We start from the raw sequence: 22691 nt of genomic DNA, 5'->3' as shown, positions 1-22691 counted from the left end.
CTATTTCTCAGAATCGTCCGAATCGGCAGTACTCGCGCCACCTTCCGCGCCATCGTCCGAGTCGTCGCCCTCGGAACCATCGCCCTCATCCAAATTTGCCTCGGAATCACCGTTGCCGCGAGCACCCAGTTCATCCCGAATCGAGCGCAGTTCGGCATCGACATCGACCTGCGGTTTTTCCTCCCCTATTTCGATTTCCTCGCCGTCTTCGCGTTCTTCGTCCGCCTCGTCTACTTTTATCGTTTCACGACTGCTATCGGCCTGCTCCCTCCCCGCAGAAATCTCTCCTTTGATGTCGTCGCTGAGTCGGCGAGCGTCTTCGAGGATTCGGCGCGCGCCCGGTTCCTGCGGCAGGCCGCCCTCCGTCAGTGCACCTTCGACATCTTCGAGCGTGGATTGGAGGCGGTCTAAGGTAGCCTGACTTGCACGCCCGGCACGGGAACTTAGTTCGGAGCGCGCTTCACCGGTCGAATCGTATTCGGGGTCAACGAGGCGGATGATTTGCTGGAGTGCTTTGAGCGCGCGGATGTTCGCCTCCAGCATGGTGATGAGCGTTGGGAGGGCGTATTCGCTGGTGAACGAAAGCATTTCGCGGGGCGTCGGCGGGCGCGGAAGGCCGAATGGGCCGCGAGGAGGACGTTGGAGTTCGGTCTGCAAATCGCGCAACATCGTCTCCAACTCCTCGATTCGGTCTTCGAGGTCGTCCGGGTCGTCTGGCATAGTCGGACGTTCGCACCGCAGAACAAAAATATTGGTTGGTCGAACGGAGGCTGGTCAACAGTGGTCGTCAGAATCCTTCACGGAGGAACACGTCCCGTTTCGGAAACAGCGAGTCGAGACGGGCGCGGGCGTCGTCCGATTCGACGGCGCAGGCGTCGAACCGCTCTGCATCGGCGACGGAGTAATATCCGGCAACTAACTGCGAAAGCGTGTTCACGTCGAGCGTCACGTCCGGGTCGTCGTCGGTTCGGTCGCAGAGGACGATGTCGTCGGTGTCGAGTTCGAATGTTCCGTCGTTCCACTCTGCAAGCGGGTCAGTAATGCGGAGGACGAGAGTTCCCTCAACTTCGTCGGGGTAGGAGATGCTTTCGAGGGCGCGTGGAACGTCCACGAGTCGGAACATCGGGCCAGTTCCAATCTCACAGTCCACATCTCGGGGATTGTCCACCATGTCGAGAAGGCCCGTGTCCTCGGGTTCGTGGGACAATTCGACGGTTTCGACTTGTGAGTCGTGATACTGAACGAATCGAAGCAGGTGGCGGTAGGCTTCGTCGTCCACGTAAGCCATCTCCCAGATTTTGAGTCGCTTGCCGTCACCGTCATCGTTCTCTTCAATCGTGTAGACGACGTAGCCACGAGCGTCGTTTTCGCCCTCTTTCGTCCACGCATACACGTAGGGGTCTTTCTTCCACCCTTCGAAAACGCGGCGTCGCCACCAGTCTTCCGTTCGGTCGATGGAAAGCGCGTACTTCTGGCTGTGTGCGTCGAACACCGATTGGAGCAGTTCCCACTCGTCGGCATCGAGTCGGCGGAACTCGCCCGCCGGTTCGGTGTCCAGCGCGAGAGCATCGGGCGTCGTCTCGTACTTCGTGTACTTGTTCACCGTCCCCCAGCCGTATTTTCGGTAAAATTCGTAGGAGAAGGGCCAAAGGGCCGAAAAATACACCTCGTTTTCACGATACTCGGCGAGCGAATCTGCGAGCAACTGCTGTACCAATCCCCTGCGACGACTCTCGGGCGGCGAGGCGACGGCGGATAGTCCGGCCATCTCGTGCCACTCACCGCGAATGTGTGTGGTGAACCAGTGGTGTTTGCAGACACAGCGGAGGTCGTCGCCGTCGAAAAGTCCCCGTCGGTCGCCGAGTTCCGGTTTGTCGTCGTCATCCTCGTCCGACTTCGGGCCGTCTTCCGGACGGAAGGCGTAATGCAAAAACTCCTCGTACTCCCGCTTGCGTTTTGCGGGAATCGGGCGGTATTCGGGCATAATCGTGGATTGTTGTGAAATGAGAAATAGGTTCGTACCGCACACATATATTCTATTTCGCTATATTAAATTGGAGGGATGCATGCTGGCGGATACGGACGGGAAACGTCGAATACAAACCACCACAAAGAATTATTCCCGTTCACCGCATTCCGTACTACTATGTGCCAATACTGCACCGCCCGCGAGGACGGCTGGACGAAACTCCTCGACTACGATGACGTGTACCAACGTGCAGTCGGTTCCCGCAGCGACGACGAATACGGTTTTCACGAATCGTGGGACGACCTCCGCGACCAACTTGCGTAGTCAGCGCCGCGGAAACGGCCCCCGTTCCGGCTTCCGCGAAACGTCTCCCTCATCCGGTCTGACGAGACATCTGTCGAGTGCGGCCGTAACGCTGTCTTCGTCGATGTCCGTACCGATGAGAACGAGCCGCGTCGTTCGCTCGTCTGGGTTCCACTCCCCGAGCGACCCGCACCGAACCGACGGCCCGGCTTGATTCAATCCCATCGCGTCGTCGTCCCACCCGGCTATCCAACAGACGCCTTTCGTTCGAGCGATACTGCCATCCCAATCGTCCAGCCACGCGTTCAGTCGGTCGGGATGAAACGGGCGCTCTCGCTCGTAGACGAGGGTTTCGATGCGGTCAGCGACAGATTCGGTTTCCGCGTCGTGTTCTCGGTGAGAATGCTCCCCGTGGTCGTGTTCGACATCGTGGTCAGTACTTCTAGCACTCGCCAGCGCGTGTTTCCAACCCGGCGAGCGCCGCGCCTCCTCGAAATCGAATCGGTCGGTTTCGAGAATCGTTTCGGGAGGGACGGCGGCATCTATCGTCCGAATCAGTTCCGCGTTCGGTTGGAGTTCCCTGACGAGAGCTTCGACCTCGTCCAGCGAATCTTCGGGAAGCACGTCGCATTTGTTCAACAGGAGCAAATCACAAAACTCGACGGTTTCGACTAGCACATCGGTCAATGGGCGCTGGCTACCTGCACCCGCATCACGTAACTGACCGGTTTCCGTGTCGAATGCGTTTGCGAAGCCGACGCTATCGACGACCGAAACCATCGTATCTAAGCGATACTCGTCTGTCGGGTCTACTTCCTCGTCGTCCATTCCGAGGAGCGTCCGAGCGAGCGGAATCGGTTCGCTCACGCCCGATGCTTCGATGAGGAGGCAGTCGAACTCGCGGCTGTCGCGCAGCAGCGCGAGCGTCAAGCGAAGATCATCCTGCAGCTGGCAGCAGAGACAGCCGTTCGAGAGGTCTACGATGTCGTCGGTCGCGCCCTGTATGAGTTCGGTATCGACGTTCACTTCCCCCACGTCGTTGACGACGACTGCGACACTGCGGTCGCCGGGGTCGTCGAGAACGTGGTTGATGAGCGTCGTTTTTCCCGCCCCGAGACAGCCGGTAACGACCGTAATTGGAATTCGTTCGTCCCCCATAGTTTCGGTATCGGTCTGCTTCGGGATAGCAATTGGCATGGTAATTCGCGGAGCAGTCAAGCGATTGAAACTGGTCGAACGATGTATTTTCCACGCATCGAATGGCGAGAAAGCATTTATACAGAATTCCCATTGGTTACAAATATGACTACTTCATACGACGCTATCGTGTACGACCTCGACGGAACGTTGGTCCGACTCGCCGTGGATTGGGAGGAAACGGCGGAGGAAATCAAACCGATACTTCGGGAACACGGCGAAAATCCGGACGCAGACGATGCGTTGGATTTGGTGCCGATTGCGGAGGAAATCGGTGCCATGGCGGACATCGAACCGCACATCGCGGCGGCGGAGCGCGAAGGCGCACGAAATTCCGAGCGACTACCGGATATGGACAAGCTAGTCGAAGCGAACGTACCGGTCGGCATCTGTTCGCTCAACTGCGAGGCGGCGTGCCGCGAGGCGTTGGACGCACACGGCATTTCGAAAGACATTGGGGCAATCGTCGGTCGGGACTCGGTCGAAAATCGGAAACCGCATCCCGAACCGCTCCTGACCGCGGTGGAACAGTTAGGCGCGAATCCGGAGAAAACGCTGTTCGTCGGCGATTCGGACAGTGACGAGGTAACTGCTCGGAGAGCAGGAACCGCGTTCCGGCGGGTGTAGTGAGAGTTTATCGCTCTGAGCGGCGTCCATCTAGCTATGAGTCTGGACGTGAGCACACCCGACGCGCCGACCATCGACGGAGAGCGTGAAGACCAGTACGAACCCGATGGAGAGAACCGGGGCGACTTGCAAGAGTACCTCGACGGCGAGGAAAACGCGTGGGAGGAAGGATTCCGCGAGTGGGCAGCGGAGACGCCGCTTTCCGAGGAGTCGTATCGCGTACTCCTCGACCTCGATTTGCTTTCCGACCTCGATTTCTTTTGGGACGAGGAGTCAGAGGAAGTGCAGTACGAATCGCCGGAAATCGAAAACGACTGGGAGGAACTGCATCCATCGCTCGACTCGTGGTCACAGGTGTCTGAAATCAACGAGGAACTGGACGAGTTGGGGGAAACAGTCGCGGGCGTGCTTTCCGACTACTACGTCGCGTGGGACGAGGAGGCGGAAGTGACCGAAACCTTCGGCGAGCAGTACAATGCCCGCGACGATGCACTTCCGGAAAACGAGCGAAACCGGGACGAATGAAACGCAGAGAAACGAGTGTGTGAATTCTCATTCAACGGATACTGTTTTGGACGTTGTACTTTTTATCTGAAAGGAAAATTAGGAACTAGCAGAAATTAGATTATTATTTTGTGAGGTCAAAGTATTACTTATATTTGTACTGGGAATACCAAAACGGTGCGTGACCAAATGCCCAAAAAGACACGACGCCAGTTTCTTCGAGTTGGAGGGGCAACCGCAGTCGCCTCTGTTGGAATTGCGAGTTTGGTAACGTCAGCACAGACGGAATCGTCGGACGAGTGGAGTTCCATCGAATCACCGACGACCAAAACGCTGAACGGCGTTGTCGATACGTCGGAAGGCCCGTTCGCTGTCGGCGCGGGCGGCGATGTCCTCGCTCGTCGTAAGAGCGGTTGGGAGAAAGTCGTCGAATACGGCCCGCAGGCCTGAGTCGTCCGTTGATCGGCGTGGACGTAACTGACGACGGAAACCGAATCTGGTTCGTCGGTGGAAGCGGCGTCATCGGCGAATACGACGTGGAGACGGAGACGCTGACCAACTACTCCGCGCCGAAAGGGAAGACGAGCACGTGGGAAGACTTGCAGTCACTGGAAACGGCGGCGAGGACGAACGACTCTACTTCGTCAACGGTTCCGGCGAACTACTCGTCGGCGTCCGCCAGAGCAGTGGCGCGATGAAGTACGAGGATGTCATCAAGCCGGGTGGCGGTTCCACCATTCCGGGCATCGACTTCGCCGGACAGAACTTCTTCGACATCGCCAGCGTCGGCGAAAAAGACGTGAACGTCGCGGGCGGCGGCGGAATCGTCTACCGATACGACGGCTTCCGCTGGACGCCACACGTCATCGACGGCGGACGGCAGGCCATCCGCGCTATCGACCGAGACGGGGACGATGGCCTCGCGGCAGGAGTCGGCGGTAAAATGTACGAACGGCTTTCGGCGGGACAGTGGCAACGACAGCAAACGTCGGTCGAAACGACATTCCGCGGCGCATCGCACGGGTCGAACGGCGTCGATGTCGCGGTTGGCGACGGCGGAACCATCGTGGAACGAGTTACCGACGAGGGTTCGGGCGGGACGACTACCACGACAACGACCACCACGACGGAGACGAATACGACGACCACCACGGAAACGTCCACGAATACGACCACGACGGCGGCGACGCTCGTGTCGATTCCCGACACCTCGAAAACGGTCAAACAGTATCTCGAAGGTGAGTGGGTGTAGGCCCGAAAGACGAGTGGGCGCAAGCCTGAAAAGATGAGTTGGTGTAGGCCGAGAGACTACACCGCGCGCCGGTACTGCTGTGGCCACTCGATTCGGTCTTCCGCCCCCAGTTCTTCGGCAGCGTGAAGCGTGAAGTACGGGTCGCGGAGGTGTTCACGTCCGACGACAGCGAGGTCGGCGCGTTCGTTCCGGATGAGGGCGTCGGCCTGCGTCGGTTCGGTAATCCCGCCGACTGCGCCGACCGGAATTTCGGTCTGTTCGCGGATTCGCTCGGCGTAGGGAACCTGATAGTTCGGGCCGGTGCTCGGAATCTGCTGGTCGGGATGCAAACCGCCAGCGCTCACGTCGATGAGGTCAACCACGTCGGAGAGTTGGTTCGCGAGCCGAACCGACTCCTCGATTGTCCACGAATCCCGGTTCGGAAGCCAGTCAGTCGCGGAAATTCGGATGAACACGGGTTTGTCGTCTGGCCAGATTTCACGAACTGTTTCGGTCACTTCGCGGACGATACGGGTTCGATTTTCGAAACTTCCGCCGTACTCGTCCTCGCGGTGGTTCGCGGCCGGTGAGAGAAATTCGTGGAGCAGATAGCCGTGGGCGGCGTGAACTTCTGCGATTTCGAATCCGGCATCGAGGGAGTGCTGTGCCGCGGTTGCGAAGGCGTCCACGACGGTTCCGATGTCGTCTTTCGTCATCTCGCGAATTTCCGGCGGCTCGGACTCGTAGGGCCACGTATCGGCGCTCGGTGCGGCGGTTTCCCAGCCGCCTTCGTCGGATTGCAGTGGAGTGTTTCCCTCCCACGGTCGGGACTTACTCGCTTTTCTCCCCGCGTGCGCGAGCTGAATTGCCGGAACCGACCCCTGTTCGCGGATGAATCGCGCGACGGGTTCGAGCGCGTCAGCGTGTTCCTCGCTCCAGATGCCGAGGTCGTTGGGCGAGATACGACCGCGAGGTTCGACGGCCGTTGCCTCCGTCATGACGATTCCCGCGCCGCCGGTCGCGCGACTTCCGAGGTGAACGCGGTGCCAGTCGGTCGCCAACCCGTCTCCTGTGCAGGAATACTGACACATCGGAGACACCATCACACGATTTCGCGCAGTACTGTCCCGAAACGAGATGCTGCTGAATAGGTCGTCGGACATCGTCTTCGTCTACGCATTTGGTAGTGAAAATAGCTACAGACACTGCCGTGTTTGCCGATAGTTCTGACGCGCCTACCCGAAAATTTATAATACAGTAAATAATATATGTGAAACAATGCAGAACCGTGGCGAAAACAGTGCCCACTCGTCGGAGACAGCGGCAGCCTTTACCCGGACACTGGCGGGACTCAAACGCCGTGGAAGCGGGTTGCTCCTCGTTGGGCCACAGCCAGCGATGGGACGTGCCTGCGAGCGGTTTCTCGGCGAGTCCAAAACAGAGCCGCGGTACCGACTATTCGTCAAAACCGATGGGGCGACTTGCCACGAACATCAGAAATGCGAGGAAGTGGGCGTCGGTTCGAACGCCGGAAACGTAAAAATCATCGAACGGACGACGCACACACGAAGCACCGCGACGGTGTCGAGCACCGGTCACGACGGCAGCGACCACGGTATCGGCCACGGCCACGATGACGACTCGGAAACGACCATCGTTACGAGCGGAAGTCTCGCCCGCCTCGGAATCACGATTTCCGAGGCCATCGACGAGTTCGAACGGGAAAGTGGCGGCTTGCAATCGGGTGAACTGCGCGTGTGTTTCGACTCACTCGTCCCGCTTTTGGGCGAGCACAGCCACGAATCGGTGTTTCGATTCTTACATATCTTGACCGCTCGTGTTCGAAACGTCAACGGGATGGCTCACTTCCATCTTCCAACTGAGATGGATTCGGCCGCTGTAAACACGCTCGCACCGGTTTTCGACGCCATCGTCGAAGTTAACATGGGAAGCGGCGAGCCGGTGCACAGATGGCAGTTGGTACAGCAGGACGTGACGACGGACTGGCTGTCGCTCTAACTTTGGATGTACTACGTTTTCAGTAGGTTGTCAATCGGACAGCAGCCACGGCTGGCGGTTGTTCAGTCGGGTGACGATTCGCCGCCCTTCCGTGGGCGCAAAGCGGTCTAATTTCCGAAGGCGAGCGATGTCGTCGTTCGTTATCTGCTCGAACAGCGGTGTGTCGAGCAGTTGCGTAACGCCCGGAATATCCTGTTGGCCGAACAGTCGTTGCCGTCGGCGTCGGTTCCCTTCCGCGATTCGTTCGCCAGGGTTGAGAGAGTGGTCGTAGGATTGGATAATGGGATACCAACCGCCGCGAACTGCGCGTCCCGTGTATTTCGAAACCGTCGCAACCAGTTCTCGGTTGACGGTTTCGGCGGAATTGACGAGTTCGAACTGGCCGGTGTCGGCGTTCGGTTCGAGAAGTTCACCGTGAACCGCCAGCAGTCGGCGAAGCAGTCCCACCGACCGGGACAGTTCCTCGGTGACCGACGAGCGGAACCGTCGTTCCGTCTCGTCGTCGTAGCGGTAGAACTTCCCTTTCACGTTGTTCTCGAACGCCCGCGCCTCGAAGTAGTGGTCGTTGAGTTCACTCAGCACGTCAAGGTACTCGATTTTTGATTCGGCGGAGGCCGATTGGAGTCGAGCGATACCACGACCTGCTGTCACGAGTGCGCTGAGACAGCGTTCGCCTCGATAGTGGAAAAATTGGTGTCGGCCATCGCTCCGCTCGATTAGCTCCTGTGACCCCCGGAAGAACCCCTTCGAAACCATACGATAGTTGGTATGTCGTTCGAGCGAGAGGGCATAAATGTTTCAGCGAAATTATCACGAGGAATAATCCGAGGAGAAAAAAGCAGTCTGGAGAGAGGACAGGATTCCAAAGGGATAGGAATGGATGATGTGGCCAGTACACTGTGCAGTTCATAAACGGCCAATACAGAAATACGTCTGCGGCGCGGATTTCCTGCAAGAGTGTCGTCCGATGTGCGGAATATCGAACGGTACACGATAGGGAACCGAACGTGACTCGGTAGCATTTTCTACTGGAAGCGTCGGAAACAACGAGAGTCATTAATCCAATTGTGAGTAAATAATTTACCGACGGAGTGCTAAGGGATAGCTATGACACAGAAACGTCTCCATCGGCGAGAGCAGTTGTTCATTGATGGCGAATGGCTGGATGCCGATGACGTACTTGAGGTGACCGACCTCGCGGAAGACGGTATCTTCGCCGAAGTCGCCGCCGCCGGCGCCGAACAGGCCGACAACGCGCTCGCGGCCGCCCAGCGCGCGGAAGCCGAAATGCGCGAGACGACGATTCCACAGCGAGCGAAGTGGATGGAGTCCATCGCGGACGGCCTTCTCGACCGGAAAGAGGAGTTGGCGGAAGTCATCGTCCGTGAGGCGGGCAAGCCAATTTCCAGCGCGCGCGGTGAAGTCGAAAGCGCCGCCGAACGCTTCCGCCGCGCCGCAGAAGAGGCCCACGACCTCCGCGGCGAGTTCCGCGAAGGAACGACGGACGGCCACGAGGGCTGGGAAGCCATCATCAAGCCGGAACCAGTTGGCACGATTCTGGCAATCACGCCCTACAACTATCCCCTCGCGACGACGGCGTTAGAGGTTGCTCCCGCGCTCGCGGCGGGCAACTGCGTCATCCTCAAACCCGCGAGCAAGACGCCAATCAGTGCCGCGATTCTCGCCGAGGTGATTTCCGAGCAGGACATTCCCAAGGGTGCGTTCAACTTCACGCCCGGCAGTGCGAGCGAAATCGGCGACCTACTCGTGGGCGACGACCGCATCAACATGATAACGATGACCGGTTCCAGTCCGGCGGGAAAACACGTCGCGCGAAAGAGCGGCATGGTCAACCTCCACATGGAACTCGGCGGAAACGCGCCCGCAGTCGTGTTCCCGGACGCCGACCTCTCCGACGTGGCCGGAGCTTGCGCGAAAGGCTCGCTCAAGTACGCCGGACAGCGGTGTTCAGCCGTGAGTCGAGTCGTCGCACACGAAGAGGTTCACGACGAAGTGGTCGAGCGACTGGAAGCGGAGATGGACAACTGGGTCATCGGCGACCTGTTCGACGAAGAGACGCAGATGGGGCCGCTCATCAGCGAAGATCAAGCCGATTGGGTCGAAGAACTGGTGGAAGATGCAGTCGAGAAAGGTGCTGACCTGATTCGCGGCGGCGACCGCGACGGTCAGTTCTTCGAACCGACTCTGCTGGCGAACGTCCCGCACGACGCCCGAATCGTCCACGAGGAGCAGTTCGGTCCCATCGCAGCAGTCACCACGTTCGAAACCGAGGAGGAAGCCCTCGAAATCTCGAACGGCGGCGACTTGGCGCTCGACGCCGCGGTGTTCACGGCGGATTACGACCGCGCGCGGCGGATGGCCGACAAACTCGACGCCGGAGCAGTCAGAATCAACGGCGCGCCGAGCCACGGACTCGGCGATATCCCGTTCGGCGGGAACAAGGGTTCAGGCATCGGTCGGCAGGGGCTTCACCTGACCATCGAGGAGATGGTGCGGAAAAAGAGCATCATCCTCTAAGAGCATCACTCGCTACCCTTACACTGCTTTTTGCTCTATTTCTCGCACTAATTCTTCCGCTGCCTCTCGCACTACTTCTCCTGCTGCTTCTCACACTACTTCTCCCGCTGGTTCTCGCGCTGCTTTTCGCTCTATCTCTCGCTCTGCCTCTCGGTTCCCGACCAACCCCGTCGTTCCGCTGTGTCTGACGGCTTCCTCTCTGGACACCACCGGTCTGGATTACACCCCGTCGTTCCGCTGTCTTCCGCGTCGCTAACGCCCGCTTTCATTTTACATTTATCACCCCGTCGTTCCGCTGTTTTTCGTCGTTGCACTATCTTTCGACTATCAGTCTGGCAGTTTCGTCATTCGCCAATTGTAAGCGTCGTTTCGGTCGACTTGCCATCGAAACATCGACCGGTTTCACGATGTGTGGGAGTGATGCGGTACCCCCATCGTTCCGCTGTTTATCAGCTAATAAATCGGATCATTCTACTTATTTAAAGAAGTTTTACGCGTCTATCTATTGCTCGGAAGGAACGGAGTTAGTGTGAGAACGAGAGTATGGAAACAGACGGAGAAATATACGACACTGTTTCTCACACCTCATACACCGTCGTTCCGCTGTCTTTGGAAGCTTCGTTCTCGCTGGCTTCCATCGTTATCTGCTTTCGCGGGGGTTCTCACCCACCCCACGGTTCCGTTGTTCTCTATAGACGTGGGGTGAGACTAATTACACCGGTATTTCCAATGTTTCCGTTGTCTTGTTTAATTTATAAATACCCCCACCCCTCGATTCCGCTGTTTTCTCGTCGAAAAGGGTGGTGGGGGTGAGACGGAAATTCGAGAAAACGAATTATTCATCGACTATCTCGGTGAAATAGTCTATTTTGTCTGGTTTACGGACATCGTTGTGGTGATGATGACTTGAACCTTCCCATTCTAGAGTCCCCCGTCACACCCCCACCCCCTCTTTCTCACAGATACAGCGGAACTGAGGGGTGGGGGTAGTACTTAAACAAACGAGTCAAAAGAAACAGAAGACTCAGCGGAACGGGTGGTTTAGCGGCGATTTACCCGACAATCGACGGACGGCCAACAACCGCCAAACTCCCGAGAAACGGGACTACAAACCCTATCCGTCAGACACAGCTGTTTCACACGAAACACAGGAAACACAGGAACAGGTGGTTCGGAAGCGTTATGAACCTGCTCCGATTGCGGTGGAGTAATGGGTTCATTCGACTTCGTCCGCGAACACTCCCCGTACAAACACCGGGAGGCATTGCTTGACGATTACACGCCCGATACGCTGGTCGGGCGGGATTCCGAGTTGGCCGAGTATCACGGCGCACTCCAACCCGCCATCTACGGCGAGCAACCGGACAACATCTTTCTCTACGGCAAGGCCGGTGTCGGAAAAACAGCGGCGACGCGATTCCTACTCGACAAACTCGAACACAACGCGGGCGACTACGATGACTTGGACATCTTCACGGAACTCGTCAACTGCGACGGCCTCAATTCCAGCTATCGTGTGGCTAGCCATCTCGTGAACACCCTCCGCGATCCGGCCAACCGGATCAGCGAAACCGGCTATTCGCGGTCGCAGGTGTACGAACTGATGTGGGATGAACTCGACACTCACGGCGGCATCATCCTGTTGGTGCTGGACGAAATCGACCACCTCAAGGACGACAGCATTCTCTACCAACTCTCTCGTGCGCGCGAGAACGAGAATCTCACCGAAGCCCGGATCGGCCTCATCGGCATCAGCAACGACCTCACGTTCCGAGACGGTCTTTCTCCGAAGGTTCGCTCGTCGCTTTGTGAGCGTTCCATCTCCTTTTCCACCTACGACGCGAACGAACTCCGCGCCGTTCTCGACCAACGCCGAGAGGTTGCGTTCAAAGACGACGTGCTGACGGACGACGTGATTCCGCTGTGCGCCGCGTTCGGCGCGCAGGAATCCGGCGACGCGCGAAAGGCCCTCGATTTGCTCCTGAAAGCCGGTGACCTCGCCCGCGAGGAAAACGCCGCACGCGTTTCAGAGGAACACGTCCGTCGGGGCCGCGACCTGCTCGAACGCGAGCAGGTCGCTCGCGGAATCGCCGACCTAAACGACCACGAACGACTGGTCGTCTACGCACTCGCAACGCTCGAAGCCGAGAGCGAGACGCCTGCTCGGTCGCGGGAAATTTACTCCCGGTACAAAGCACTTTCAGACGCCGCACAGCGTGAAGCCCTCACGGCGCGCTGGCTTCGCGAACATCTTGACGACCTCTCGATGCTCGGTATCCTCTCCGTCTCCGAAATCAACGAAGGCTCCGCGGGCGGAAAGTACCGCGAGTACGCCCTCCAGCAGGATTTGGCGGTCGTTCTCGACGCCTTGGAGGAAACGCTCGAAGCAATGGGCGTTCACACGAGCGTTAAGGGCTACGTCTGAGTCATTATCGATATTACGCAATATCTCCCGAATCCGACTCGGTCGGGGACAGTCGCTTTTCTATCGGTTTGCGTTCGAAGTACAACAACTCCACTGTGACCACCACGATGGCGATGACGGCAACCGTCCAGAAAACCGACTGCTGACTCGTGTAGAGGTGCCAAACGAGCGCCACAACTGTCGCCAGTGCGCCGAGAACGCCGAACGCGGGGACGACGGTTGTGACTCTCGCGCCGGTCGTCGCGTGGTCGCTCCGATTCGTTCGATTTCTGAACGCGAGGTAGCTCACCCCACCGAAGATGGTGATGAATGCGAGGGAGGCGAACGACGAAATTCCGTCGAGACTTCCAAGAACTGTGAATCCGATGGTGAGAAGCCCAAGGACCACTACGGCCCGAACTGGTTCGTCACTGTCATCTGATTCGAGTTGTGCGGGGAGATACTCCTCCGAAACCATTCTGCTTAGCAATCGAGACGAACTGAATAGGGTCGCGTTAATCGCGCTTCCGGTGGAGAACAGCGCGGCCACCGAAATGAGGACGAATCCGAACTGACCGAAAAATGGCCGTGCCGCGATTGCCAGTGCAGTTTCTGAGTTCTGTTGAATCACCGCTGGAGTGACTAGGTTCGTGGTCACGACGGCGACGATAACGTACAAACCAGTCACACCGACGATGGAGACGTAAATCGCAGTTCGAATCGTTTCCGCCGGATTTCGGACGCTGTTTCGGTCGAACAGGAGGAGTTCCCAGCCTTCGAATGCGACGAACGAGAGGGCTGCCGCGACGACGGGACCGACACCAAATTCCGAGAATCCCGACTGGATTTCTCCATGTCGAAATCCGTAGTAGAGTCCACCGACGCCGAACAGGAGCAAAATCAGCACTTTCAGGCCGACGAGTGCATCCTCGGTTCGCCCGGATGCGTGTGCACCGAGGGTGTTGAGTGCGACGAAGCAGACGACGATTCCCCCGGAGACGAGCGGACGGGCGGGAATCCCGGCGACGGACTGCACGCCGACGAGGGAAACGAAGTAGCCGCCGAACGCGAAGGCGTACATGGCCATGGTTCCGACGTAGCCAACGACGAATGTCCATCCTGTCATGCCCGCCAGTTTCGGGCTGCCGGTGAACCGCTCCACGTAAGTCAGCGGCCCATCCCCCTCGTTTGCGAGGCGGCCCAATCGAACGAACGAGTAGCCTGCTGAAAGCGCGATGATGCCCGCGACCACGAACGCAAGCCACGCGAGCGTTCCGGCAGTGATGGCAACGACGCCCAGCACGGCGAAGATGCCGCCGCCGACCATCCCCCCAACTGCCATCGAAATACATTCAGACAATCCGATTTTTTCGGACGCCATCGTACCACGAACGACAGCCAGTTCCATCAGTGTTTGCGCTGCTGTTCAGTCACCAGCACCGAACCAACTGCGTCAGACGAAACAGCCGTTTTCGTCCCGCATCGCAGAATCTAATCGCTCCATACGTCCGGCGCGAACGTGGTTGTTCCGATTACCCTAACGAAACCGAAATCAACCTTCAGCGATGAATCGGATAACGCTTCGAACGATCTCGTTCGTTTATTGGTGCGCTCGCTGTGTGCTTTTGCGGTATGACAAACACACCGACAGACGAAAGCGGAACACAGGAACAGACCGCTAACGCGCGAAAAAATCACAGTAGAGCGACTCGCAGACGATTCCTCAGAGCCACAGGCGCTTCGCTGGTTGGACTCTCAGTGCTCCCCGCAGTTTCGTCGGCGCAGGGGCAGAACGTCGCAGAGTCCTTCGAATTTGGTGGCGAAGTACAGGCGTGGCAGGGGCGCTCGCCGCAATCCATTCAGGGCCAGCAGAATCCGACGCTTGAGCTACAGACAGGAAACGTGTACGAGGTGACGTGGGAGAACCTCGACGGCCAACCGCACAATTTCGCCTTGCAGGACTCGGACGGCCAGAACCTTCCCGTCATCTTCCCCGACGTGCAGACGAACATGGGCGGCGGCGGACAGGGCGGTAATCAAGGCGGCGGTGGCGGAGATGGGCAAGGCGGCGGTGGCGGTCAGGTAACACCCCCCGGAGATGCACTTGACGTAACCGAGACGGTTTCACAGCAAGGTGCAACCCAAACACTCCAATTCGTCGCCACGCAGGACGTGGCGCAGTACATCTGCGTCATCCATCCAACCACGATGGTTGGAGAAGTCAGCCTGCAGGGCGGTGGCGGAGGTGGCGGTAATGGCGGTGGAAATGGAGGCGGCGGGAACTAACATTTCGACGACGCGAAAATAGTTTGTTCCGCGAACCGCACGCACCGCAACCGCCTGTCCCGATTTTTGCGTCCTATCCGAGCATCCGTGGTCGCTTGAAGTACTGCTTGATGCCGTCCGCGGCCCGGTACGCCAGTGCGCCAACAGTCCCAGTCGGGTTGTAGCCGCTGTTGTGCGGGAACGCCGAGGCTCCGGGCACGAACAGATTTTCGGCGTCCCAGCACTGAAGATAGGAGTTGACCACGGACGTGTTCGAGTCGGAACCCATGATTGCCCCACCCGTGTTGTGCGTCGATTGGTACGGTCGAATGTCGTAGTTTCCGCCCTCGCCGATAACCTCCGTTCCGACGCCCATCTTCGTCGGCCCCATCGCGTCGATGATTTCGGCACAGCGCTGTCCCTCGAACTCGGCGAGTTTTCTGTCCTGTTCTGTCCAGTTGAACGTCATTCGAAGCAGTGGGTCGCCCCACTCGTCGGTGTAGGTTGGGTCTAAGTCGAGGTAGTTAGTGCGGTGGGGCATGACTGCACCCTGCGCCGAGATGCTGGCCGTGCTGTTGTGATATTTGACGCTGGCGCGTTTGAACTCGGAACCCCACTCCTTTTGTACGTTCGGCGGCGATTCGTTGTTCGCAATCGGTCGCTTGCCGGTTTGGCTGATGGCGATGTTGCCGCCGTGAATGAAGTCCAAATCGGTGTGGTCGAAGTTGTCGCCGTTCCAGTCGTCCACCGCGGCCCCGAGCGCCCCGGCACCCATGTACAGGTTCCATTCCTCGTCGTCGAAATACCCTGCCGCACTCCCGCCGAAGTTCTGATAACAGTAGTTCTTCCCGACGACGCCCTCGCCGGTTTCCGGGTCGTAGGGTTCGCCGATGTCAGACAGCAATAGCAGTTTGACGTTCCACAGAGCGTAAGCCGTGAGTGCAACGACTTCCGCCGGTTGGATGTACACCGTGTTGTCCACCGTATCGACGTACTTCACGCCGGTTACCCGCCCTTCTTGTTCGTCGTACACGAGGCGACGCGCGTCGCACTGCGTTCGCAGTTCGAAGTTGCCGGTTTCCTGTGCGGACGGGAGAACGGTAACCGTCGGGTCGGCTTTCGCGCCCCACTCACAGCCGAAGCGTTCGCAGTAGCCACAGTACTGACACGGCCCGCGCGCGACCCCGTCGGGGTTCGTGTACGCCTCCGAAAGGTTGGCCGAGGGTGCCATGAACGGATGGAGGCCGACACTCGCCGAGGCCTCCATGAATCGGCCCAGAAGTGGCGAGGTAATCATCGGTTGCGTCGGATACTCCTCTCGCGGCCCTTCGAACGGATTGCCCTCGTTCTGTATGTTCCCGTCGAGGTTGCCCGCAGCACCCGAAATGCCAGTCATCTCCTCGAACGTCTGGTAGTACGGCCTGAGTTCGTCGTAGGTGATGCCCCAATCCTGCAACTGCATGTCCTCCGGAATCTTTTCCGGGCCGTATCTGTCGAGCGTCCGCGACCGGATTTCGAAGTCGTAGGGCAGGAATCGCCACGTCTGGCCGTTCCAGTGAACGCCTGCCCCGCCGACTCCTTTGCCGGGGAGAAACGAACCTAACTGTCGCATCGGGAGCGCCTTCTGATTCGGTTCGTTTCGGAAGGTCAGGGTGCCCTTCGAGAGGTCTTGCATCAACTCATAGCGCAGGGCGTAACGCAGTTCGTTGTGCATGGTGAGATAATCCTCTGGGCCGCGCTCACCGCCGCGTTCGATACCGACCACCTGCTTGCCGTCCTCCGCGAGTTCTTTGCCGATGATACCGCCCGTCCACCCGACGCCGACGCAGACCACATCGACCGGATCTAACACTTCAGGCATCGGTATCGCCCTCCGCGTTTTCGTCTACTTCGTGTGCGTCGCTTTCCTGCGCGTCGTCGTCCTGTTCACTCTCCAGTTCGTATCGCGGGCCGTGATTATGCCCGTGGCTGTGCGTCGCCGACGAGTTCGACGACTCCGACGAACCGGTGCCGGTTTCGATTCCGGTGGATTCCACGTCGTCCTCAACGCTTCTGGGAGGGATTCGAATGAACCCTTCCCTGCCGATGAGTTCTTTGTAACTGCCGAGCGCGCCGGGCGATCCGGGGAAGCGCTTCATTCGCCACCCGGCCATATTCCGATTGCCGCCGTAGGTGGGGTCGCAGTAGACGCCCTCCAACACGTTCGTGCGAAAGAGCGTGAAAAACTCCGACGGCTTGACCGAACGGAAGTTGTTGGGTTCGTCGTTTTCGAGCGCCGTGAGTAGTTCTTCCTGTTGGTCAGTCGAAAGGTCGAGGAAGCTCCCACCGAACTCGTTGTTCGCGTACTCTTCTGTCCACTCTAGTGCGAACTCGTAGGTTTCTGCCGGCGTGAGGTTCGACTGCCACCCCTGATTCGGAATCGCGTCCTCGAACTGGTTGACGAACGGCGGCTCCATATACCAGTTTTCGCCCTTCCCCCACGCCCCCGCGAGTTGGCGGTCGATGAAGTAGACGACACCGGTTTCGACCGCACCCGGCCCGAACTCGTCGGACGGATACACCCGCTCCGCCATCGCCTGTACCAGTCGCGCTTGGTCGATGTCGAGTTGAACGAGCGCATCCTCGTCTACGCCGGTATCGCCATTTTGTGTCTCTTGTTGTACTTCCCCGCGCGCGACGTCGGCGGCGTGCCCCGACAGCACTATTCCTCCTGCGAGTCCTGACTGGCCGAGAAAGGAGCGTCGCGTGAAATCGAATCGTGTCTCCGGTTGTTCTTCTGGCATCTTCGTCCCCGTTGTTCGACCAGTGCAACCGAATAATCATTATCGACTGTTATAGACTGTTCACGAAGTAATCGGTCAGTTGTTCTCCCTGCCGGAGTAGTAATCAGCAGTGTTGTTGAGAAATTAAACATTTACTACCGACGAACGCCGCGAACGGTCTGGACGGTTTAACGCACCGACCGAAGTAGAACGCGCACAATGCAGGGATTTCGATTCGGCCTCGTCTTCGTGGTGGTCACACTCGTCGTCGCGCCGATGGCCGGTGTCGCACAGGCGACTGACGGGACACAGTCGTCGCAACTACAGCAGGTAGGCCAACAGACAGGTCAACAACAATCACAGCAAGCCAATCAGTCACAACAAACCAATGCGACCTCCGAACCCGCACTGGTCGAAAACGAGACTGTCTCGCTCGCTGGTGTTCCGCTCCACATCGAAGAGGGCTTGCTGACGCTCCGAAACGGGACGCTGGCGCTGTTCGTGAAGCGCGGTGCGGTGACGGCAGACGGAACCACCGCAGTCGTGACGAACACACGAATCGCACTGGGAGATAACGTGACTCCATCCGAGGCGAACAGGACGCGACAAGCCCTCGAAGACGGGAGACTCGCGGCACCGTCGGCCGTTTCGAACGCTCGGATTGCCGCCGGATTGCTGTCGGTCGAAACCAACGGCGTCGCGTTCACCGAGACGAACGTCAGTACGAACGTCGGCAGTCCCACCGTTCCACCGGGTCGCGCCATCGCAGGACCGGTGGAGAGTCCGTTCGAGGTGACGAACCTCGGGGCGCCGGAAACCGTTCCGGTCGGCCAGTCGTTCAACGTCTCGGCGACCGTTCGAAATCCCGGCAACAGAACTGGCACCGAGGAACTGCAGTATCGGGCCGAGGGTATCACCGCTCAACGACAAACCGTGACGCTCGGTGCGAACGAATCACGGACAGTGACCTTCGAAGTCAGTTCGGGGACGCTCCCGAGCGAACCGGGAACGTACTCGCACGGTGTGTACGCCTTCGACAGTAATCAGACGGCGAGCATCTCGTTGACTGGCGGCAATCAGTCGAATCAGACGGGGTAATCCGAATAATTTCGCTCGCCCCGCCAAAGCTAACTTTTCGCCGGACGAGCGACGGATATGGACGCGAAGACGGGATTCGTCACGCAAATCGGGATGGAGTACGAGGAGGCGTTCGAAATCGCGGATGACCTCGGATTTGACTACGTGGAACTGATGATGGACGGTGCGACCGAGCGCCAGCATCTCGACTCGGATGCTGTTCGGGTGCGTGCAGAGGAGTGCGACATCGGCCTCGCAGTTCATCTTCCATTCGCGCTCGACATCGGTTCCCCCTTCGAACACGTTCGGGAAGGTGCGATTCGAGAAGTTCGCGCCGCCGTCGAAACCGCGAGCGCGTTCGGCGCGAACAAAGGCGTTCTCCACGCCAGTTCGAGGGCGTGGAAGCCCGCGTGGGACGTGGAAACCGTCGGGTCGAATATCCTTCAGTCGGTGCGGGAAATAGACGAGTTCGCGGCCGATCTCGGCTTCGAAATCTGCGTCGAGAACATCCCCAGCGGGTGGTTTTCTATCCACGATTTCGACCGAATTTTCGACGAGACGGACGCTTCGATGACCCTCGATACAGGCCACGCGCGAATCGACGGATTGGATTCGGGTGGGATGGCTTCCTTCGTCGGCGAGCATAGCGACCGAATTTCACACTTCCACCTGAACGACACACGACTGGCGAAAGACGAACATCTCCCGTTCGGGGCGGGAACCATCGACTTCCGCGATATTTTCGCGGCGTTGCCGGACGATTGGGGCGGAACGCTCTCGCTTGAGGTGTTCACCCTCGAGTACGGCTACATCGAGACGAGCAAGACGTATCTCGATAAACTGCTCTGAGACGCGAGCAGACGGTTTACTTTTCGTTTCGATATTGCGTATTCTCACCAAGCAGGCGGGCGAGTGCACCGCACTCGCCCGCGGAACGATTGGTCGGCCATCGGCTCGCGCCGACGAATGTTCACGAAAAAATCGGTGTCTGCTTGGGCGGGCAGGCCGCTGGCCTGCCCGCCTACTATTTCGACCGAAATTTCACCGTCCCAGAAACAGCCTCCTCGAATAACACTCTCTCTCACGCGACAAACCACATCGAGTAAGCAAACCCTTTCCTGCTGGACTTCTCACGAGAAACCATGACGGAAACACCGAAGCCGCGAATCCTCGTCTCCGGGGAAACGCTTGTGGACTTCCTCCCGGAACAGCCCGGCGCGCTCTCCGACGTCTCCTCCTTCGACCGCAGGCCGGGCGGGGCACCTGCGAACGTCGCAGTCGCGCTCTCCAAACTGGACGAAACGCCGTGGTTCTGGACTCGCATCGCAGACGACCCGTTTGGTGATTTTCTTGTTCACACGCTGGCAGAAACCCTCCCAGACAGATTCGTGGAACGCGACCCCGACGCGAAGACGACGCTGGCGTTCGTCACCCACGACGAAACCGGCGACCGAGAGTTTAGCTTCTACCGCGACGGAACCGCGGACACGCAACTCCGCCCCGGTGGCGTGGAAGACGACGTGCTGGCTGACCTCGAATGGGTGTACGTCGGTGGCGTCATGCTGGCCTCCAACCCGGGTCGTCGGGCCACGCTCGACCTCGCGGAACGCGCGAAAAAGGCGGGTTGTTCGGTCGTGTTCGACCCGAACGCTCGTCCCGAACTGTGGCCGGAAAACGGGTATCTCGACATGGTTGACCAGATGCTTAGTCTCTCGGATGTGGTGAAGGCGACTCCGGAAGACCTCAACATGGCCGGATTCGATGCGGAAGACCCGATCAGCCTCGCGGTCGATGTGTGCGAGGCCGGGCCACACACCTGCTTGCTCACGCTCGGCGAGGACGGTGCCCATGCTCACGCGACCGAGGACGCGCCGTGGGGCGAGAACTCGCTGAGCCACTCCGGCTACGACGTGTCCGTGGCGGACACAACGGGTGCGGGAGATGCGTTCACCGCTGGCGCACTGGCGGCGCTCGCCGAAGACGAACCGCTCTCGGAAGTGCTCGCGTTCGCCAACGCCGTCGCCGCCCTAACGACCACCGAATCGGGGGCGATGACGGCACTGCCGAACCGGCCATCCGTCACCCGACTTCGAAAATCGTAACTTTTCCTGCGGAGTTCGTAACGGCACTTTTATGCCGATTACGAGGAATCCGAACAACAGACCGCGACTGAGAAGGCATGACAGGAACGACAGATGACACGAATGGGCAGTCTGCGGACGCGAACAGCGTGAAAGAGAGGGCATCGGAAGACGGGGCACTCGAAGAAGCGTCGTTCGTGGAGTATGGCATCGAGGATAAACCGCCAACCGGGGAGTCGGTTCTGCTAGGGTTCCAGCATTACCTCACGATGATCGGCGCGAACATCGCGGTTCCGCTGGCGCTCGCGGGTGCGATGGAGATGCCCGCAGACCAAACGGCGCAGTTCGTCGGCACCTTCTTCGTCGTCTCCGGACTCGCCACGCTGGCCCAAACGACGGTCGGCAATCGGTATCCAATCGTACAGGGCGCGACGTTTTCGATGCTCGCACCCGCGTTGGCGATTATCGGCGTGATCGGCGGCGGATGGCGCGTCACCCTGCTCGAACTACAGGGGGCGGTCATCGCGGCGGCGGCCGTCGAAGTGCTGGTTGGCTATCTGGGGTTGATGGGGCGACTGAAAAAGTATCTCTCGCCGGTCGTCATCGCGCCGACCATCGCACTCATCGGCCTGTCGCTGTTCAACGTCCCGCAGATTACGGCGACCAATCAGAACTGGTGGCTCGTCGGGCTGACGGTCGGCCTCATCGTCCTCTTCTCGCAGTATCTCGACAACCACCGCGCATTTCGGCTGTTTCCGGTTCTCCTCGGCGTGGTTTCCGCGTGGCTCATCGCCGCGATTCTGTCGGTGACGGGATTCTACGCACCCGGAACGCCGGGCCACGTCGCACTCGGACAGGTGGCGAGCGCCGACCCGATTCAACCCGTGATGCCCCTCCAATGGGGGATGCCGCGCTTTACGCTTCCGTACATCATCGGGATGTTCGCTGGCGTCGTCGCGTCGATGATTGAGAGTTTCGGCGACTACCACGCCGTCGCCCGACTGTCGGGCGTCGGCGCGCCGAGCAGAAAACGAATCGACCACGGCATCGGAATGGAGGGTGTCGCCAGCGTTTTCGCCGGAATCATGGGCACCGGAAACGGTTCGACCTCGTATTCGGAGAACATCGGGGCAATCGGATTGACTGGCGTGGCCTCGCGCTACGTCGTTCAGATTGGGGCCGTCTTGATGCTCGTCGTCGGTTTCGTCGGTTACTTCGGTCAACTCGTCGCGACGATTCCGAGTCCAATCGTCGGTGGGTTGTTCATCGCCATGTTCGGCCAAATCGCCGCAGTCGGGCTATCGAACCTGAAGTACGTCGACTTGGACTCGCAGCGCAACCTGTTCATCGTCGGTTTCGCCATGTTCGCGGGACTCGCAATTCCGGCCTACATTGGCGGCCTCGGCACTGCGGAACAGTCCGGTGCGGAACTGTTCCAACAGGGGTTGGCGAACGTCGCGGTGCTCGGCCCGGCCTTGGGCACCGACCTCGTTGCGAACACGCTGTACGTCATCCTCGGAACCGGGATGGCGGTCGGCGGTTTCGTCGCGTTCTTCCTCGACAACACGGTCGAAGGAACCCGCGAGGAACGCGGCCTCGAAGCATGGGACGCCATCACCGAGGACGAAAGCGACTTCGAGAGTGCAATCGACCGACTCGGCTCCGGTCGTGGTTCCGACCCGACGAAGGCGGACTAACTCGTTTTCGGATTCAT

22 protein-coding genes are annotated in these 22691 nt (G+C 59.0%); 14 read left to right on the top strand and 8 right to left on the bottom strand.

Annotated elements, in window-relative coordinates:
- Both BW974_RS06175 and BW974_RS06170 read right to left on the bottom strand, forming a co-directional pair.
- Positions 1-720, bottom strand: coding sequence for a DUF7547 family protein (locus BW974_RS06175; RefSeq protein WP_076428962.1), 720 nt, complete (start codon positions 718-720; stop codon positions 1-3).
- Positions 721-787: 67 nt separating this feature from the next.
- Positions 788-1984: a GNAT family N-acetyltransferase gene (locus BW974_RS06170; RefSeq protein WP_076428960.1), complete on the bottom strand. Its 1197-nt coding sequence runs from the start codon at positions 1982-1984 to the stop codon at positions 788-790.
- 162 nt (positions 1985-2146) lie between these two features.
- On the opposite strand from BW974_RS06170, the gene BW974_RS25435 reads away from it, so the two are divergent.
- Complete coding sequence (locus BW974_RS25435) at positions 2147-2293, top strand: hypothetical protein (protein ID WP_175609630.1); 147 nt, start codon at positions 2147-2149, stop codon at positions 2291-2293.
- On the opposite strand, the gene BW974_RS06165 is transcribed toward BW974_RS25435, so the two are convergent.
- Positions 2294-3430 carry a CobW family GTP-binding protein gene (locus BW974_RS06165; protein ID WP_076430260.1) on the bottom strand — a complete coding sequence of 379 codons (1137 nt, stop codon included), beginning with the start codon at positions 3428-3430 and terminating at the stop codon, positions 2294-2296.
- Between the two features lie 144 nt (positions 3431-3574).
- On the opposite strand from BW974_RS06165, the gene BW974_RS06160 reads away from it, so the two are divergent.
- From BW974_RS06160 to BW974_RS27435, 5 genes are all read left to right on the top strand, one after another.
- Positions 3575-4096 (top strand): HAD family hydrolase, encoded by a 522-nt coding sequence (locus BW974_RS06160; RefSeq protein WP_076428958.1) that lies wholly within the window; start codon positions 3575-3577, stop codon positions 4094-4096.
- A 36-nt stretch (positions 4097-4132) separates the two neighbouring features.
- Entirely contained in the window at positions 4133-4621 is a 489-nt protein-coding gene (locus BW974_RS06155; protein WP_076428956.1) for a DUF7992 family protein, read from the top strand.
- A gap of 168 nt (positions 4622-4789) precedes the next feature.
- The gene (locus BW974_RS27445) at positions 4790-5050 is read left to right on the top strand and encodes a hypothetical protein (RefSeq protein WP_245799929.1); all 261 of its coding nucleotides are present in this window, start codon (positions 4790-4792) and stop codon (positions 5048-5050) included.
- 17 nt (positions 5051-5067) lie between these two features.
- A complete protein-coding gene (locus tag BW974_RS27440; protein ID WP_245799927.1) occupies positions 5068-5298 on the top strand; it encodes a hypothetical protein in 231 nt (76 codons plus the stop codon).
- The gene (locus BW974_RS27435; protein ID WP_245799926.1) at positions 5190-5852 is read left to right on the top strand and encodes a hypothetical protein; all 663 of its coding nucleotides are present in this window, start codon (positions 5190-5192) and stop codon (positions 5850-5852) included. The genes BW974_RS27440 and BW974_RS27435 overlap by 109 nt, the downstream gene beginning before the upstream one ends.
- A gap of 56 nt (positions 5853-5908) precedes the next feature.
- On the opposite strand, the gene BW974_RS06145 is transcribed toward BW974_RS27435, so the two are convergent.
- Complete coding sequence (locus tag BW974_RS06145) at positions 5909-6994, bottom strand: NADH:flavin oxidoreductase/NADH oxidase (RefSeq protein WP_076428953.1); 1086 nt, start codon at positions 6992-6994, stop codon at positions 5909-5911.
- Between the two features lie 115 nt (positions 6995-7109).
- Between BW974_RS06145 and BW974_RS06140 the strand changes: the two genes are divergently transcribed.
- Positions 7110-7850, top strand: a complete 741-nt coding sequence (locus BW974_RS06140; protein ID WP_076428951.1) for a DUF7504 family protein — start codon at positions 7110-7112, stop codon at positions 7848-7850.
- Positions 7851-7880: 30 nt separating this feature from the next.
- Here the strand turns inward: BW974_RS06140 and BW974_RS06135 are convergent, their stop codons facing one another.
- Positions 7881-8606, bottom strand: coding sequence for a hypothetical protein (locus BW974_RS06135; protein ID WP_076428948.1), 726 nt, complete (start codon positions 8604-8606; stop codon positions 7881-7883).
- Positions 8607-8957: 351 nt separating this feature from the next.
- Here BW974_RS06135 and BW974_RS06130 point away from each other — a divergent pair, with 351 nt between their 5' ends.
- Positions 8958-10388 carry an aldehyde dehydrogenase family protein gene (locus tag BW974_RS06130; protein WP_076428946.1) on the top strand — a complete coding sequence of 477 codons (1431 nt, stop codon included), beginning with the start codon at positions 8958-8960 and terminating at the stop codon, positions 10386-10388.
- Between the two features lie 1210 nt (positions 10389-11598).
- The gene (locus BW974_RS06125; protein ID WP_076428944.1) at positions 11599-12813 is read left to right on the top strand and encodes a Cdc6/Cdc18 family protein; all 1215 of its coding nucleotides are present in this window, start codon (positions 11599-11601) and stop codon (positions 12811-12813) included.
- 13 nt (positions 12814-12826) lie between these two features.
- Here the strand turns inward: BW974_RS06125 and BW974_RS06120 are convergent, their stop codons facing one another.
- Positions 12827-14173 (bottom strand): APC family permease, encoded by a 1347-nt coding sequence (locus BW974_RS06120; protein WP_076430259.1) that lies wholly within the window; start codon positions 14171-14173, stop codon positions 12827-12829.
- Between the two features lie 251 nt (positions 14174-14424).
- Here BW974_RS06120 and BW974_RS06115 point away from each other — a divergent pair, with 251 nt between their 5' ends.
- On the top strand, positions 14425-15078 hold the full coding sequence (locus tag BW974_RS06115; protein WP_076428942.1) for a hypothetical protein: 654 nt from the start codon (positions 14425-14427) through the stop codon (positions 15076-15078).
- Between the two features lie 73 nt (positions 15079-15151).
- Here BW974_RS06115 and BW974_RS06110 read toward each other — a convergent pair whose 3' ends face one another.
- Together BW974_RS06110 and BW974_RS06105 are read right to left on the bottom strand one after the other, a co-directional pair.
- On the bottom strand, positions 15152-16918 hold the full coding sequence (locus BW974_RS06110) for a GMC family oxidoreductase (protein WP_076428940.1): 1767 nt from the start codon (positions 16916-16918) through the stop codon (positions 15152-15154).
- Positions 16911-17840 (bottom strand): gluconate 2-dehydrogenase subunit 3 family protein, encoded by a 930-nt coding sequence (locus BW974_RS06105; RefSeq protein WP_076428939.1) that lies wholly within the window; start codon positions 17838-17840, stop codon positions 16911-16913. Before BW974_RS06105 ends, BW974_RS06110 begins: the two co-directional genes overlap by 8 nt.
- Before the next feature lie 198 nt (positions 17841-18038).
- Here BW974_RS06105 and BW974_RS06100 point away from each other — a divergent pair, with 198 nt between their 5' ends.
- From BW974_RS06100 to BW974_RS06085, 4 genes are all read left to right on the top strand, one after another.
- A complete protein-coding gene (locus BW974_RS06100; protein ID WP_076428937.1) occupies positions 18039-18917 on the top strand; it encodes a hypothetical protein in 879 nt (292 codons plus the stop codon).
- A gap of 57 nt (positions 18918-18974) precedes the next feature.
- Positions 18975-19745 (top strand): sugar phosphate isomerase/epimerase family protein, encoded by a 771-nt coding sequence (locus tag BW974_RS06095; protein WP_076428935.1) that lies wholly within the window; start codon positions 18975-18977, stop codon positions 19743-19745.
- Between the two features lie 293 nt (positions 19746-20038).
- Positions 20039-20998: a carbohydrate kinase family protein gene (locus BW974_RS06090; RefSeq protein ID WP_076428933.1), complete on the top strand. Its 960-nt coding sequence runs from the start codon at positions 20039-20041 to the stop codon at positions 20996-20998.
- A 77-nt stretch (positions 20999-21075) separates the two neighbouring features.
- Complete coding sequence (locus BW974_RS06085) at positions 21076-22674, top strand: uracil-xanthine permease family protein (protein ID WP_084186201.1); 1599 nt, start codon at positions 21076-21078, stop codon at positions 22672-22674.
- Positions 22675-22691 lie beyond the last annotated feature (17 nt).

The organism is Haladaptatus litoreus, from assembly GCF_900156425.1.
Lineage (GTDB): Archaea > Halobacteriota > Halobacteria > Halobacteriales > Haladaptataceae > Haladaptatus > Haladaptatus litoreus.
The sequence above is the reverse complement of the archived record's forward strand: the minus strand, read 5'-3'. Positions and strand labels throughout refer to the sequence as shown.